Source organism: Mesorhizobium sp. M1B.F.Ca.ET.045.04.1.1 (assembly GCF_003952465.1).
In the GTDB taxonomy this organism is placed as follows: Bacteria; Pseudomonadota; Alphaproteobacteria; order Rhizobiales; family Rhizobiaceae; genus Mesorhizobium; species Mesorhizobium shonense.
In genome coordinates, this window is record NZ_CP034448.1 from 5,409,424 (window position 1) to 5,424,211 (window position 14,788).

Consider the following 14,788-nt stretch of genomic DNA (forward strand, 5'->3'; position numbering starts at 1 on the left):
GGGACCGGACCAATGCGCATCGAGCGTCGCTTCACCAAGCCAGAACAAGCAGGTCAAGAAAGGGCAGCTTACGCGGAGATCGAATTCCGCAAGGCCCTGTCGGAGATCAAGAATCCCGACGGCTCGGTGGTGTTCCGCCTCGACAACATCGATGTGCCGGCCCAATTCAGCCAGGTCGCGGCCGACATCCTGGCGCAAAAGTATTTCCGCAAGGCCGGCGTGCCTGCGCGCCTGAAGAAGGTCGAGGAGAACGACGTTCCCTCCTTCCTGTGGCGCTCGGTCGCCGACGAGGCCGAACTCGCCAAGCTCCCGGAGGCTGAACGCTATGGGTCGGAAACCGATGCCCGCCAGGTCTTCGACCGGCTGTCCGGCACCTGGACCTATTGGGGCTGGAAGGGCGGCTACTTCAAGTCGGAAGAGGACGCACGCGCCTTCCGCGACGAGCTCGCCTATATGCTCGCCACCCAGCGCGTCGCGCCGAACTCGCCGCAGTGGTTCAACACCGGCCTGCACTGGGCCTATGGCATCGACGGTCCGAGCCAGGGCCATTTCTATGTCGACCCCTTCACCGGCAAGCTGACCAAGTCGAAGTCGGCCTATGAGCACCCGCAGCCGCATGCCTGCTTCATCCAGAGCGTGCAGGACGACCTCGTCAACGAGGGCGGCATCATGGACCTGTGGGTGCGCGAGGCGCGCCTGTTCAAATACGGCTCCGGCACCGGCTCGAATTTCTCGATGCTGCGCGGCGAAGGCGAGAAGCTTTCCGGCGGCGGCCGCTCGTCGGGCCTGATGAGCTTCCTCAAGATCGGCGACCGCGCCGCCGGCGCCATCAAGTCGGGCGGCACGACGCGCCGCGCCGCCAAGATGGTGATCGTCGACGCCGACCATCCCGACATCGAGGAATTCATCGACTGGAAGGTCAATGAGGAGCAGAAGGTCGCCTCCCTGGTCACCGGCTCCAAGATCGTCAAGAAGCACCTCGAAGCGATCATGAAGGCCTGCGTCAATTGCGAAGGCGATGGCGACGACTGCTTCGACCCGGCTTTGAACACCGCGCTGAAGCGCGAGATCAAGGCGGCCAAGAAGGACGCCGTGCCGGAGAACTACATCTACCGCGTCATCCAGTTCGCCCGCCAGGGCTACACCTCGATGTCGTTCAAGACCTACGATACCGACTGGGATTCGGACGCCTACCTCACCGTCTCCGGCCAGAACTCCAACAACTCGGTGTCGCTGAAGGACAACTTCCTGCGCGCTGTCGAGGCCGATGGCGACTGGCAGCTTACCGCCCGCAAGGACGGCAAGGTGCTGAAGACCCTGAAGGCCAAGGACCTGTGGGAAAAGATCGGCTACGCCGCCTGGGCGTCGGCGGACCCCGGCCTGCACTTCAACACGACGATGAACGATTGGCACACCTGCGCCTCCGCCGGTGCGATCCGGGCCTCCAACCCGTGCTCGGAATACATGTTCCTCGACGACACGGCCTGCAACCTCGCCTCGATCAATCTTCTGCCCTACCGCAAGGCAGACGGCACGATCGACATCGCGGCTTACGAGCACACCGTGCGGCTGTGGACCGTCGTGCTCGAAATCTCGGTGATGATGGCGCAGTTCCCGTCGAAGGAGATCGCCAAGCTCTCCTACGACTACCGCACGCTCGGCCTCGGCTACGCCAATATCGGCGGCCTGCTGATGACCTCGGGCATTCCCTATGACTCCGACGAGGGCCGCGCCATCTGCGCCGCGCTCACCGCGATCATGACCGGCGTCGCCTATTCGACCTCGGCCGAGATGGCCTCCGAGCTCGGCGCCTTCCCGGACTATGACCGCAACGCCCAGAACATGCTGCGCGTCATGCGCAACCACCGCCGCGCCGCTTATGGCGACAAGGACGGCTATGAGAAGCTCGCCGTCAATCCGGTACCGCTGGTCGCGTCCGACCTCAAGCAGCCGGCGCTGGCCGAGCATGCCCGCGCCGCCTGGGACCGCGCCATCGAGCTCGGCGAGGAACATGGCTACCGCAACGCGCAGGCGACCGTGATCGCGCCGACCGGCACGATCGGCTTGGTGATGGACTGCGACACCACCGGCATCGAGCCCGATTTCGCGCTGGTGAAGTTCAAGAAGCTCGCCGGCGGCGGCTACTTCAAGATCATCAACCGCGCCGTGCCGGAAGCGCTTCGCACGCTGGGCTATTCCGAGAGCCAGATCGCCGAGATCGAGGCCTATGCGGTCGGCCACGGCAACCTCAACCAGGCGCCGGGCATCAACCCGTCGACGCTGAAGGCCAAGGGCTTCACCGACGAGAAGATCGCGGCGCTGAACGCGGCGCTGAAGTCGGCCTTCGACATCAAGTTCGTGTTCAACCAGTGGACGCTGGGCGCCGACTGGGTGAAGGAGACGCTTGGCTTCACCGATGAGCAGCTCGGCGACTTCTCCTTCGAGATGCTGCCGGCGCTAGGCTTCTCGAAGAAGGACATCGACGCCGCCAACATCCATGTCTGCGGTGCGATGACGCTGGAGGGCGCGCCCTTCCTCAAGGCCGAACATCTTTCGGTGTTCGACTGCGCCAGCCCCTGCGGCAAGATCGGCAAGCGGTCGCTGTCGATCCAGAGCCACATCCTGATGATGGCGGCGGCGCAGCCCTTCATCTCGGGCGCCATCTCCAAGACCATCAACATGCCGAACGAGGCGACGGTCGAGGACGCCAAGAACGCCTACATGCTCTCCTGGAAGCTGGCGCTGAAGGCCAACGCGCTCTACCGCGACGGCTCGAAGCTGTCGCAGCCGCTCAATGCCTCGCTGCTCGCCGATGACGACGAGGATGAGGACGAGGCGGTCGAGCAGCTGATCGCGGCACCGGCCGCGCAGCGCGCCGTGCAGGTGACGGAGAAGATCGTCGAGCGCGTGGTGGAACGCCTCTACCGCGACCGCGAGAAGCTGCCGAACCGCCGCAAGGGCTACACCCAGAAGGCGGTCGTCGGCGGCCACAAGGTGTACCTGCGCACGGGCGAGTTCGACGACGGGCGCCTCGGCGAGATCTTCATCGACATGCACAAGGAAGGTGCCGCCTTCCGCGCGATGATGAACAACTTCGCCATCGCCATCTCGCTCGGCCTGCAATACGGCGTGCCGCTCGACGAATATGTCGAGGCCTTCACCTTCACCAAGTTCGAGCCGGCCGGCATGGTGCAGGGCAACGACGCGATCAAGAACGCGACGTCGATCCTCGACTACGTGTTCCGCGAGCTTGCCGTCTCCTATCTCGGCCGCCACGACCTCGCCCATGTCGACCAGTCGGACTTCGACAAGACGGCACTCGGCCGCGGCATCACCGAAGGCAAGGCGACGCCTTTCTCCAAGGGTCTCTATCGCGGCGCCTCGCCGGTGAAGCTGGTGTCGGGCATCGGCAGCGAGCCCAAGGGCTTTGGCGGCTCGGCCCCGACGCCCGCCCCTGCCCGCGCAGCACCTACCGCCTTCGCCGGCTCCAACGTGCTGGCGCTGAAGCCAGCGAGCGACGAAGCCCTCGCCTACAAGCGCGACTATGAGGAGCGCGCTAGGGAACTGGCCGAGGAGATGGTGGAACAGGAAGCCGAAGCCGCCGGCGGCGCCGAGGCACTCTTCACCGACGCCGCCGCCAACGAAGCGGCCGAAGCGAAGAAGCTCGCCGCGACCCGTCGCCAGCAGTCGCTGCTGCAGGGCTACACCGGCAACGAATGCTCCGAATGCCACAACTTCACCATGGTGCGGAACGGCACCTGCGAGAAGTGCGACACCTGTGGTTCGACGAGCGGGTGCAGCTGAAATCTGAAACGCTAACTAAAACGCAACATCATCGGCCCGGTCGTAAGATCGGGCCGAAATGGCAAAGGGAACAAAAAGGGAAACAGCCTTAAAGACTTTAAATTGCGCGAATGCGCTCAAAAACACCAAAGCCGACCCCTCGGGATCGGCTTTGGATACCGCGAAAAGCCGAGGCCCACGCGGGGCGACGAGATCGAGAATCCCATCTCCTGTGACAAGGTTATTATATGGAGATTCTCATCTCAGAGTCGAGAAGGCATCGGCACTTTCCGTAACTTAACGAATCTAGAGAAGGATTTCTCGTATATGAAAATCGAGCCACAAATAAGCGCCAACAAATTAGTTGAATATTGTTTCGCGCGATCAACCCGAAGAACTGCGATTATCGAAGATATCATTAAACCAAAGAACTTCCTTCTCGACACGCGCTACAACGAGATAGAGCGCTCAATGATGTATTTCATTGAGTCTCATGGGAAAGACGACACCCGACTGACGCAGCTCGACAAAGCTCTGTTGTCTCGTAAGCCTGCCACCTCTCATGATGAGCAAAGGCTGCTCACGGCGCATGACGCAATAGAGCTTTGCCGTACCATGAGCTTGGCGAAGCTACCTGCGGCTGCAAAGATAGTCGGCATTCCAGATAATCAGCCGCGTTTCTCTCTTGGGGGCGTCGCGGTTGGCATTCGACCGACGAACTCATTCAAGTTGCCGCAGGTGGGAAAAAAGTCATCAGCTTTCGGTCTGATCAAGCCCTACATTTGCAAAACGCTGCCGTTAACTACGGAAACCTCCGCACTCCACGGTACCCTGCTGCATTGGTACGCGGAGGAGTCGTTCGTTGGTGCTGGCGAACCTCGCCCGGGGTTGTGCTTTGTCGTTGACGTTTTTGCGCAGAAAATCTTCACCGGACCTCGTAACTATAGCCAACGGCGAAAACTGCTGGCAGCTTCGTGCCTAGAGATTGCTGATAGGTGGCAATCCATAAGAGCCCGACTGATTGCGGACGAGGCGGGACGTCGCAAACAGCAGAAAGATAAGTAGACCGAAGCCCTAAGAAACTGGCCGCTCCTCCCTTCTCCTGGTTAGGAGAAGGGAGGATTCGACGTACAACACCTGCGGGCATGTCGACGGCCAATTACAAAGGTTTCGAAATAGCCATGATCGACCACATCACGATCGAAGTCAGCGACCTCGATAAGAGCAAGCTCTTCTACGAAAAAGCCTTTGCGCCTCTGGGCTATGGCCTCTCCTTCGGCAAGGACGGCATCTTCTGGGCCTTCGATGTCGGCACTGGCTGTCTGTTCGAGATCCAGAGCACGGGGGGGAAGCCGCCGCTCACCCATCTGCATGTCGCCTTCCGGGCAAAGAGCAAGGCGGAGGTCGAGGCGTTCTATCGCGCGGCGCTCGAGGCAGGTGCCAAGGACAATGGCGCGCCCGGTCCGCGTCCGGATTATGCTGAGCATTACTACGCCTGCTTCGTGCTCGATCCCGACGGCTACAACATCGAGGCGATGATCAACGAGCCTTCGGCTTCGTCATTCTAGGGCGGAGCAAGGAGCGAAGCGACGCAGCGCAGACCCTAGAATCCATGCCATTGCATCAAGGCGTTGCAGCGGTTCAGAATTCTGCACCGTTGCGCGCTACGACAACGGTCACGGCATGGATCCTCGGGTCAAGCCCGAGGATGACGAAGGCGCGCTACGAGGCGCGAAGCCCAAGGGGCGGCGTTCCATCCAGCATGCCTCATCCGGCCGCTTCGCGGCCACCTTCTCCCACAAGGGGAGAAGGGAAGAAGCGTTCCTGCCGGTTCTCATGGAACTCGAGACCGAGAACGCAGTTCACTAGTGTGATTTCGCAATCGCAGGAACTTCAAATTCACCGCACCCGGGAGGAGCCGGAAGGGAATGAACGCGGTGCCGCCGAAGGAAATGGACGTCGTCCTGCAACAACTGCCGCTGAGGATCGGCGCCTATGTGCCCGACGATCTGCTGGAGGATTGGTTCGCGCCGGGAACGGGCATGCGGCCCGTCAGCAAAGCAGCGCTTGCTGCCGCCGCCAGCTACGGACGACGGTTCGAATGTGAATTCAAGTACTATCCCGAGAGGATGGAAGGCGTGTTCTGGAAATGGGTTCCGGCGATCTGATTTGAACACGTCGGCGGAACTCCCCTGCCCTCGGGCTGGGAGATGTCGGCTCCTCCGGCGGGAACTCAGGTGGCGCGTCCGGCGGAATATCAGGGGGTCCCCTCCCCGGTCCCGGGATGGGATCGGGTGAAGGTGGAGGAACGCCCGGTGGTTCTCCGGGCGGGTTTTCCGGCGGAGTTGGAGGCCGCGCGGGCTCGGGATTGGGATCGCCCGGCATCGGTTCGGGATTGTTCGGGTCTGGATTGTTCATTGCAGGCCTCCTGAGTCATGCGGCCAGCGTTGCCCAGCTGAAAAGATCACCTTTTGCATTCAGGCGGCATGTTCGTAGGTGCCCACGAGTTCCGCCGCCTCGATCGCGTGGCGCCGGGCCTCCTTCCAGATTTCCTTGACGCCGGTCTGGCCGGGAATGCCGAGGCTCGGCACATCGAGAGCCGCCAGCCGGAAATGGTAATGGTGGACGCCATGCCCGGCGGGCGGAGCCGGGCCATCGTAGGAGGCGTTGCCGAAGTCGTTCTTCCCCTGATGGAGCGCTTCGGTTCCCGGTTTCCCGTCCTCCCCTTCGGCGAGTTGCTCGACGTCGGGCGAAATGTTGAACACCGCCCAGTGGCCGAACGTCCCGCGTGGTGCGTCGGGGTCGTCCACGACGAGAACCAGGCTCCTGGTCCCGTCAGGGATCCCGGACCATTTCAGAGGCGGAGAAACATTTTGGCCATCGCGGGTGAAACGTTCGGGGATGGGATCGCCGTCGGCGAAGGCCGGACTGGTGAGTGTTAATGGCATGTTGGTCCCTTCCGCTTTTGACGCCGCAAGACCGCAACCCGCAACCACCAACGAATGCCGCACCGGATCGTTCCGCGGCGCCAGCGAGTTGCGGCGCGCATGGAATTGTTTTCGTCCTGTCGGATCTTAAGGAAGGACGGCCGGCTCAGCCGCCGGCGGTGAGATCGTGGCGTGGCGCATCGTGCCAGCCATGAGCGGACGCACCCTAATCCGCGTCGGCCACCATTTGCCCGCCGCCCAACCAGGCGCGCCATTGCCGCTCGTCGCCGTGGAAGACGTTGAGGTCGATGCGTCCCCTCACCCCATGCGACAGGCCGGAGCCGGAATACTGCCAGAACAGCCATCTGCGGCCCGGATAGACCTTTGAGGGATGCGCGGCCACCGCGCGCAGCCAGAACGGATAGTCGAGGAAGGCGCCGCGCAGGTTGTCGCGATAGAAGTCGGGGCTGGTGTAGATGATGGGCCGCTGGCCGTAATGGCGTTCCAGCTTGTCCATGAACACCTGCATCTTCTCCAGCACCTTTTCGCGCGAGGGCCGCCGCCTGCAGGAGGAGTCGCCGTTCCACTCGACATCGATTACCGGCGGCAGCGCGCCCTCGACCCGCGGCACGTTGCGGATGAACCAGTCGGCCTGCTCGCCGGCGGTGCGGCACCAGTAGAAGAAATGATAGGCGCCGCGCTTCAGCCCGGCGGCATCGGCGCCGCGCCAGTTCGCCCTGAACATCGGATCGAGATGGTCGCCGCCGTCGGTCGCCTTGATATAGGCGAAATTGGCGCCCTGGGCGCGCAGCTTTTCCCAGTTGATGTTGCCCTGCCAGCGCGAGACATCAACGCCGTGCACGGCAAGGTGCCGCGGCGAGGAGCGACCGAAATTGATCGGCTTGGCATCGCGGAAGGCATAGCGCGTGACCGGGCTCGCGAGCATGGCTGGCGCCGCGCGCGATAGCCGCTTCGGCGGCGACACGAGCGCCGCCTCCTGAACCGGCGGCTCGACGCTGCCTGGCAGATCGGGCGTGGGAAACGCCACCGTCTCTTCCTCGGCCAGCCCGAAAGGACGCGAATTTTCGTCGTCAAGACGCGAATTCTCGTCGTCAGGACGCGCGTTGTCCTCGGGCAACGGCGCAGGCGGCTCGAAGCGGGTGGCGCCCGACATCGACGCAGTCTCAACGGTTGTCTCGGTCTCAGCCGTCCTCACGGCCTTCGTCACCGGCGCGCTCGGCCTGACCACGGAGCTGGTCGTCTCATTGGACGGCATCTGCAAGGCATCGACGCCCGACGTGGACGAGCAGCCGGCAAGGCAAAGCGCTGCGAGCACGAAACTGACGACGCCAAAAATCCGCATCTTGACCTGTACGCAAAACAAAACAGACCGAAGGCAGGAACGGCGCCGCCGGAAGCCCCTTTCCTAATGAGAAATTACCAACAAAGTTTGAATCAAAATTTACTTTTGGTCCGGGGAAGCGATTCGCGGCCGGCCGCGTCGCCGTGAATTCGAGAAAGCAACAGGCTGATCGGATGGGGCTGTGGGCCGCTACAACCTATGTCCTGAAAGTCGGGGTCTAACCCTGCCCCAATTCGTACCCATATAGGAGGCTCACTAGATGCGTTGAAACGCTCCGACCAAAGGATTGTCACCAATGTCAAAATCACGGGCGATCAAAGTTGCATCGATCTTCCTGATCCTGCTGATGGCGCTCGGAAGCGTCACCATCGGCCCGGCGGAGGCGCGCATGGGCGGCAGTTTCGGCAGCCGCGGCAGCAGGACTTTCCAAGCCCCGGCCCCGACCAGGACAGCGCCCTATACCGCGCCCGTGACGCGCTCGATGACGCCGAACACCACCCAGTCGATCCCGCCGTCGCAGTCGTTTCCAGGCCAGGCGCGCCCGGGATTCTGGAATGGGTTTGGCGGCGGCTTGGTCGGCGGGCTGGTCGGCGGACTGCTCTTCAATGGCCTGTTCGGCATGATGCTCGGCCATGGCTTCGGCGGCATCGGCGGCGGCTTCAGCTTCATCTTCCAGCTGCTGCTCATCGGCGGCCTCATCATGCTGGCGATGCGGTTTTTCAGCCGCGATAATGCCGCGCCGGCCAATATGAGAAGCTCCGGCTTTCCCTTCGGCCGGCAAGACTGGGGAGGCGCGCAGCACAGCCACCCATCCCGCACCACGGGTTTCGGCGCATCCGGCGCTGACGAAATCGGCATCACGGATGCCGATCGGGACGCGTTCGAAAATATCCTCGGCGACGTGCAGGCCGCATTCAGTCGCGAGGATCACCAGGGATTGCGAAGGCTGACGACGCCCGAGATGGCTTCCTACCTTTCGGAGGAGCTGGCGGACAACGCAACCCATGGCCTCAAGAACGATGTGACAAATCTCGAGCTGCTGGAAGCCGATATTGCGGAGGCGTGGCGAGAGGGCTCGCGCGATTACGCCACCGCGGCAATGCGCTGGTCGGCCATCGATGTCATGCGCAACCGCCAGACCGGCGCCGTCGAAAAAGGCGACCCGAGAAATCCGATCGAAGCCACCGAGTTGTGGACCTTCACCCGCGAGGCCGGTGGGCCATGGCTGCTGTCCGCAATCCAGGACGCGTCCAGCTAAACGCAACCGCGGCGCTATCCGCGCCGCGGTAACCTGCGCTGGTGCCTACCGGCCTCGCCTGAACACCCCGATCATCGGCCCGAGATTCCAGAAATCGTCGTTGCGGCCGATGGCCGGCGCATAGAGGCTGGATATGGAACCGTCAAGGAACAGCGCGTTCGGGCAGCCGAGCTCGTCGCGGAACAGGCGCGCGAATTCGTGGAAGGTCACGACGTCGTTCGAGATGGCGAAAACGGCAACGCCGTCTGCGCGCACACCGACGCCGTCGCGGATTTTTCGCGACGGGCTGCCCGCCTGGAATTTCGGATGCAGCTTGCCGTCGATGACCAGCATCGGCCCGGACTGGGTCGCGTAATCCACCCGCGGCGAACGCTTCAAAAAGTCCTTCGTCGCGCGAACGCCAGCCTTGCCGTCGCCGAGATAAAAGATGCCGTTCGGCTGCATGGAAAAGTTGCCGCTGCCTGCCCCGGTCTTCGCCGATGTGATCTGTTGCCCGTGCTCGACATAGAGCCCGACCGGCGCAAGGTTGGGGTGATACATGCCCGCATTCATGCCGAAGAGCATGGTGCGACCGGCGGCCTGTTCGGCGGTGCGAAGATTGTGCAGCGAGCGATAGAGATCGCCGTCCTTGTTCTTCAAGAACAACTCGATCGAATAATGCTTCGGATCGGCCTCGCAGACCAGATAGGCCGCGCTTTCGAAGGTGTGGTCGCGGCATGGCGGCAGCGCCGCCAGCCACTGGCCTGCGCCTAAGCCGGCGCCGACAGCGGCCGGCAGCGCCGATTTCACCAGCGCAGCGAGCAAAGGCACCGATTGCAGAAGCGTCGCGAGATCCATCAGCGCACCCGAAGAATGTCCAGGTGCCGGTATAGCGGATTCTGTGAAGACCTCTAACTCAACCAGCCGAAAGCGACGCCGATCAAAAGCAAGATGCCGAGCAGTCCGCGGTAGATGACGAACGGCCAGGCGGAAAAGCGCTCGAGCACCCGCATCAACCCCCATATGGCGAAGAAGGCCGAGATCGAGGCGACGACAAGGCCGACGGCCAGGACCGACCAGCCATAGGCGCCGAGATGGATCTTATGCAGCTCCCAAAGCTCCTTCAGGCCGGCAAGCGCGATCGCCGGCAGGCCGAGCAGGAAGGAGAGCCGCGCCGCCTCCGGCCGGGCATAGCCAAGTCCAAGCGCCGCCGTCAGCGTCGACCCCGAGCGCGACACGCCGGGGATGAGGGCGCCGACCTGGGCGACGCCGACCAGCGCGGCGTCGAGCACGGACACCTTTTCGAGGGTCAGCCTGTGACGGGCATAGATTTCGGAGAGCGCCAGCAGCACGGCCATGACGATGCAGGCCCAGCCGATCACGGCCAGCCCTCGCAGCGGCGAGTTGCATGCATTGAGAACACCGGAAAGCGCGAGGCCGGCGATGACGATCGGAACGGTCGCGAGCACGATTCCGACCGCCAGGCGAAAATGGCGGTTGGCGAAATCGCGGCGTGCGAGCGCCGACAGCGAACCCGCCGCGACATCCCTGACATCGCTCCAGAAATAGCTGACGACCGCCGCCAAGGCCGCAAGCTGCATGGCGGCGGAGAAGGCTGAGCCGGGATCCTGCCAGCCGAGCACGGCGGGCACGACGCGCATATGCGCCGTTGAAGAGATCGGCAGCAGTTCGGTTATGCCTTGCACGATGCCGAGAAACGCCACCTTGGCATAACCCAGGCCGACAAAGCCCGTATCCAGTCCCTGCGTGCAGACGTCGGTCATCCCGGTCCTTTCCCCAGAACAAAGTGCATCGTCATTCGCAAAGCCCCTCAAGGACAGCCTTAACCGCGCGAAACCGGGAATCCAACTCACGGATTTGTAAGGTGCCGCTAATCTTGCTTGACAATGGGCGCCTCCATATTATCATCCGCTAATCTTACACTGTAAGGTAGATCGGAGGAGACCACCATGTCGACCGCCGCCCTCTCGGAACTGCAGCCACCGCCGGAGCCGCACCTGCCGGAAATTGCGGTCGAGGATGTCTCGCGCGATCTGAGCCGCGCCATCGAACGCGCCGAGGTCAATGCCTGGCTCGACCTCTATGACGCGGCGCCCGCGGATTTTGCCGCCCGGCACGGCCTGTCGATCGCCCGCGACGGCGACTTGGTCTGGACCACCTGCACGACGATCCCATTCATCCATTTCAACTGCGCGAAGAACATCGGCGTCGAGGCTCCGGCTTCGGAGGCTCAGCTCGATGCGCTGCTGGCGCATTATCGCGCGGCCGGCATCCTGCGGCCATGGTTCTACACCAGTCCGCATACCGAGCCGTCGCGGTTGAGATGCTGGCTGGAAGCGCGCGGGCTGCAGCATCAGAGCGGCTGGGAACGCATCTTCCGCGACGCGACGCCGCTGCCGGCCGAACCACTGTTCCCGTCAGACGATGTGTCCGTCGAAGAGGTCACGTCCAAAACAGCTCCGGAATGGGCATCGTTCATCGACGGCAAATACAGGCTCCCCACCTCGCCCTGGCTCATGGCGCTGGTCGGCCGCAAGGGCTGGCGTCACTACATGCTGAAACGAGATGCGGCGGTGGTCGCGGTGCGCTCACTGTTCATCTCAGACGGCGCCGCCTGGAGCGGCATCGACGCGCCGGTGCCCGGCATCATGGCGCCAAGCTTCGATCTCGACGCCATGCTTGGCGAAAGGCTGGTGCGCGACGGCATCGCCGCCGGCGCGAAACTGTTCGTCGCCGATATCGAGGCGCCGCACCCCGACCGCGACGGTCCGGCCTACCGCAACTACGCGCGGCTCGGTTTCAAGATTGCCTATTTCCGCGACCATTACAGCTATTTGCCGGCGCATTCGAGCTAGAGCCCTTCACTGCTCTAGCGGTACAGCCATTGCGCCAGGCAGTTTCTGGCCACGACATGCGCCGGCGGAACCATAGGTTGGTCGATCCGGGAATCGTCGGCGGCCCTGTTGCGCGCTTTTTCCAAGAGCATGCGGAGTTCCGCCGGGCGCACGCGGTCGCGTTCCATCACGAGTTGGATCATCGGGTCGTTCAAAAGCTCGTCCAGGGTGTTGATGCTCTCGCTCATCCGTCGCCTCCTCGATGCCTTCCCGCGTGGCGCTTAGATAGGCAGCCAATGATGGCCCGCCAATGACGCTTTGCCGGCTATCTCGTGAATCGAAGATGAAATTTTTGTGCAGTTTTCCCCTTCTCCCCCTGTGGGAGAAGGTGTCGCCGAAGGCGACGGATGAGGGGTGTTGGAAGGAATGAGGCGGCGGCAATTTCAAGCGCATTGCCAAGCTGGAACACCCCTCATCCGACTGAGCTTCGCTCGGCCACCTTCTCCCACAAGGGGAGAAGGAAGAAACTCTAAGCCGGAGGCGCGCCCTCATATTGCGGCAAACCATCATCGAGCCGGACCCAAGGCTGCATGGACGCCGTCCAGAAATGCATGTCTGGCTTGAACGCGGACGGGTCGTCGAGCGAGCCGGACGTGATGCCGAGAATACCTCTGGAGTCACGGCGCGAAAACATCGTCGTGCCGCAGGCGGGACAGAAGCCGCGCTCGAGGTCCGGCGATGAATTGACCGTCGCCAAAGGCCCTTCGACGGTCACGTCTTCGATGCGGAACAGGAGCCGCGCGTTGAAGGCGGCGCCGATCGCCTTCTGGCAGACCCGGCAATGGCAGATGCGCTCGTTGATCGGCTCGGCCTCGGCACGATAGCGCACCGCGCCGCACAGGCATCCGCCTTGGTATTTGGTCATCACAAGCACTCGGTTCGTGGGAGTGCGGGCACGGTAGCGGCCGGCATGGCGTGGTCAATCAAAAAGCTTTGATGGGATGCTATCGATTGTCGTGATGCCTCTGGCCGCCTTCCCTCGGGCAGCCAGCGGTCAAGGGTTACTCGTTGACCATCTCGTCCCAGGTTTTCACCTTGGTCTGGCCGTCGAGAAAGGGAAGCGTGGTGGCAGCGAGTTCCGGCGCAAGAAAGACATCGTAGTGGGTGCGGTTGGGCAGGATCGCCAGCCGGTTCTGCGACAGGTTCTCGCGCATCCAGCCCGCGTCCTTCAGCCCGCCGCCGAGCAATTGGAAGAACTTGATCTCGTGCTCGGGCTTGTACATATCGCTGTCGCCATAAACGAGCATGACCGGCATCTTGAGCTTCGGCACATCGGCCGAGAAATCGTAGTCATTGCGCATGAAATTGCCGAGCGCGTCGAGCAGCTTCGGGAAATCCTCTGGCTTCGGCGCCACGGCGACATAGGATTTGTACATCGGCGTGTCCTTCATGAACGGGGCGGCCGCCGCGCTCACCTGCGCCTGCTGCGGGCGCATCTCGTCGTAGAAGCCATCGGCGGCGTAGCCGGTCGACATCATGACCAGCCGGCGCACGGCTTCCGGATGCTGGACGGCCATGCGCAAGGCAACGCCGCCACCCAGCGAATAGCCCATGACATCGACCTTGTCGTAGCCGAGCGCCTTGACGATGGCCGCCATATCGTTGCCCATCGCCTCAAGGCCGAATGCCCGTTCGCCGAGCGCGGTGCGGCCATGACCCTGCAGGTCCACGGCAATCACGGTGCGATGCTCGGCGAATTTCGGCAGGATCGGTGCGAACATGTCGGTCGAGCCAAGCCCGCCGTGAAGCAGGAGCAACGGCTCGCCCTTGCCGTAGATGGCGAAGTAGTAATTCAGGCCGTCGATCGGCAGCAGGCCGGATTTTTCCGGCTTCAAAAGGGCTTTGGCTTCAGTGGTCATGGCAGGCTTGGACTCCTCGGATTGTGCGTCCGGCGCGGCAATAAGGGCCACGACCGACGCGAGAATGGCTAAAAGCAGGGTCTTGGACACTTTTGGTCTTCTCCGTCTGTGTGCCCAAGGACGCGGCGACGAAGCCCAAGCCGACATGGCTTGCCAAAAAATAGAAACGGGCAGCGAGTTGCTGTGTCTCGAGCCCAAGTAGAGAAAGGAAGGTTAGTGGCGCCGTGCCTGGACGAGATAGGCATCGATCTCGGTTTCGCCGAGCCATTTGGCGGCCTCGAGCCGATGCAGCCCCTCGACCAAGACATGGCGCTTGCCGTCGTGACGCACCTGGATCGGCGTCTTCATGCCGTTCTCGAGGATGTCCTCGGCAAGATGGCGCACGGTCTCGGGATGCAGCGTCTTGCGGCGCGCCGTTGGCACGTAGATGTCGTCGACCTTGACCTTTTGCACGCGCAGCATGTCGGCTCCCAGTGCGGAAATCTTGTTGCCCTAGGGTCTGTCGAGATTCAGGTCAGGCCGACCCGAGAAGGGCAGTTTCCGAGAACCGGAGCGGAGCGTACTTGAAGTACGTGAGCACCGGAAGCGCAGGGAACTGCCGTTCGCAGGCCGGCCTCACCTGAATATCGATAGACCCTAGAATGAAATAGTTGGTTTGCCGCATATGGCCAAGCGCTCGCTGGCCCGATTGTTTCCATTTGACG

At 62.6% G+C, this 14,788-nt stretch carries 14 protein-coding genes; 6 read left to right on the forward strand and 8 right to left on the reverse strand.

Going from position 1 to position 14,788, the window contains the following annotated elements:
* The first annotated feature begins 12 nt into the window (after positions 1–12).
* The 4 genes from EJ071_RS26780 (at position 13) to EJ071_RS26795 (ending at position 5,951) form a co-directional block, all read left to right on the forward strand.
* On the forward strand, positions 13–3,804 hold the full coding sequence (locus EJ071_RS26780; protein WP_126100545.1) for a vitamin B12-dependent ribonucleotide reductase: 3,792 nt from the start codon (positions 13–15) through the stop codon (positions 3,802–3,804).
* Between the two features lie 306 nt (positions 3,805–4,110).
* Positions 4,111–4,848, forward strand: a complete 738-nt coding sequence (locus EJ071_RS26785) for a hypothetical protein (RefSeq protein WP_126100546.1) — start codon at positions 4,111–4,113, stop codon at positions 4,846–4,848.
* A gap of 116 nt (positions 4,849–4,964) precedes the next feature.
* Entirely contained in the window at positions 4,965–5,351 is a 387-nt protein-coding gene (locus EJ071_RS26790; protein WP_126100547.1) for a VOC family protein, read from the forward strand.
* 369 nt (positions 5,352–5,720) lie between these two features.
* Positions 5,721–5,951 carry a hypothetical protein gene (locus EJ071_RS26795; protein ID WP_126089822.1) on the forward strand — a complete coding sequence of 77 codons (231 nt, stop codon included), beginning with the start codon at positions 5,721–5,723 and terminating at the stop codon, positions 5,949–5,951.
* 309 nt (positions 5,952–6,260) lie between these two features.
* Here EJ071_RS26795 and EJ071_RS26800 read toward each other — a convergent pair whose 3' ends face one another.
* Both EJ071_RS26800 and EJ071_RS26805 read right to left on the reverse strand, forming a co-directional pair.
* A complete protein-coding gene (locus tag EJ071_RS26800) occupies positions 6,261–6,731 on the reverse strand; it encodes a YbhB/YbcL family Raf kinase inhibitor-like protein (protein WP_126100548.1) in 471 nt (156 codons plus the stop codon).
* Positions 6,732–6,936: 205 nt separating this feature from the next.
* Entirely contained in the window at positions 6,937–8,073 is a 1,137-nt protein-coding gene (locus EJ071_RS26805) for a GH25 family lysozyme (RefSeq protein WP_126100549.1), read from the reverse strand.
* Between the two features lie 295 nt (positions 8,074–8,368).
* Here EJ071_RS26805 and EJ071_RS26810 point away from each other — a divergent pair, with 295 nt between their 5' ends.
* A complete protein-coding gene (locus EJ071_RS26810; RefSeq protein ID WP_126100550.1) occupies positions 8,369–9,331 on the forward strand; it encodes a TIM44-like domain-containing protein in 963 nt (320 codons plus the stop codon).
* Between the two features lie 45 nt (positions 9,332–9,376).
* Here the strand turns inward: EJ071_RS26810 and EJ071_RS26815 are convergent, their stop codons facing one another.
* Positions 9,377–10,168, reverse strand: coding sequence for a phosphodiester glycosidase family protein (locus EJ071_RS26815; RefSeq protein WP_126100551.1), 792 nt, complete (start codon positions 10,166–10,168; stop codon positions 9,377–9,379).
* A gap of 53 nt (positions 10,169–10,221) precedes the next feature.
* On the reverse strand, positions 10,222–11,094 hold the full coding sequence (locus EJ071_RS26820; protein WP_126100552.1) for an undecaprenyl-diphosphate phosphatase: 873 nt from the start codon (positions 11,092–11,094) through the stop codon (positions 10,222–10,224).
* Positions 11,095–11,280: 186 nt separating this feature from the next.
* Between EJ071_RS26820 and EJ071_RS26825 the strand changes: the two genes are divergently transcribed.
* Positions 11,281–12,186 (forward strand): hypothetical protein, encoded by a 906-nt coding sequence (locus tag EJ071_RS26825; protein WP_126100553.1) that lies wholly within the window; start codon positions 11,281–11,283, stop codon positions 12,184–12,186.
* A gap of 14 nt (positions 12,187–12,200) precedes the next feature.
* Here EJ071_RS26825 and EJ071_RS26830 read toward each other — a convergent pair whose 3' ends face one another.
* From EJ071_RS26830 to EJ071_RS26845, 4 genes are all read right to left on the reverse strand, one after another.
* The gene (locus tag EJ071_RS26830) at positions 12,201–12,413 is read right to left on the reverse strand and encodes a hypothetical protein (protein WP_126100554.1); all 213 of its coding nucleotides are present in this window, start codon (positions 12,411–12,413) and stop codon (positions 12,201–12,203) included.
* Between the two features lie 281 nt (positions 12,414–12,694).
* Complete coding sequence (locus EJ071_RS26835) at positions 12,695–13,090, reverse strand: GFA family protein (protein ID WP_126100555.1); 396 nt, start codon at positions 13,088–13,090, stop codon at positions 12,695–12,697.
* Between the two features lie 136 nt (positions 13,091–13,226).
* A complete protein-coding gene (locus tag EJ071_RS26840) occupies positions 13,227–14,174 on the reverse strand; it encodes an alpha/beta hydrolase (protein ID WP_126100556.1) in 948 nt (315 codons plus the stop codon).
* A 123-nt stretch (positions 14,175–14,297) separates the two neighbouring features.
* Entirely contained in the window at positions 14,298–14,546 is a 249-nt protein-coding gene (locus EJ071_RS26845; protein ID WP_059189249.1) for a ParB N-terminal domain-containing protein, read from the reverse strand.
* Positions 14,547–14,788 lie beyond the last annotated feature (242 nt).

Coding starts and splice junctions, on each gene's coding strand:
- EJ071_RS26780 (WP_126100545.1), top strand. CDS start 13: ATGCGCATCGAGCGTCGCTTCACCAAGCCAGAACAAGCAGGTCAAGAA.
- EJ071_RS26785 (WP_126100546.1), top strand. CDS start 4,111: ATGAAAATCGAGCCACAAATAAGCGCCAACAAATTAGTTGAATATTGT.
- EJ071_RS26790 (WP_126100547.1), top strand. CDS start 4,965: ATGATCGACCACATCACGATCGAAGTCAGCGACCTCGATAAGAGCAAG.
- EJ071_RS26800 (WP_126100548.1), bottom strand. CDS start 6,731: ATGCCATTAACACTCACCAGTCCGGCCTTCGCCGACGGCGATCCCATC.
- EJ071_RS26805 (WP_126100549.1), bottom strand. CDS start 8,073: ATGCGGATTTTTGGCGTCGTCAGTTTCGTGCTCGCAGCGCTTTGCCTT.
- EJ071_RS26810 (WP_126100550.1), top strand. CDS start 8,369: ATGTCAAAATCACGGGCGATCAAAGTTGCATCGATCTTCCTGATCCTG.
- EJ071_RS26815 (WP_126100551.1), bottom strand. CDS start 10,168: ATGGATCTCGCGACGCTTCTGCAATCGGTGCCTTTGCTCGCTGCGCTG.
- EJ071_RS26820 (WP_126100552.1), bottom strand. CDS start 11,094: ATGACCGACGTCTGCACGCAGGGACTGGATACGGGCTTTGTCGGCCTG.
- EJ071_RS26825 (WP_126100553.1), top strand. CDS start 11,281: ATGTCGACCGCCGCCCTCTCGGAACTGCAGCCACCGCCGGAGCCGCAC.
- EJ071_RS26830 (WP_126100554.1), bottom strand. CDS start 12,413: ATGAGCGAGAGCATCAACACCCTGGACGAGCTTTTGAACGACCCGATG.
- EJ071_RS26835 (WP_126100555.1), bottom strand. CDS start 13,090: ATGACCAAATACCAAGGCGGATGCCTGTGCGGCGCGGTGCGCTATCGT.
- EJ071_RS26845 (WP_059189249.1), bottom strand. CDS start 14,546: ATGCTGCGCGTGCAAAAGGTCAAGGTCGACGACATCTACGTGCCAACG.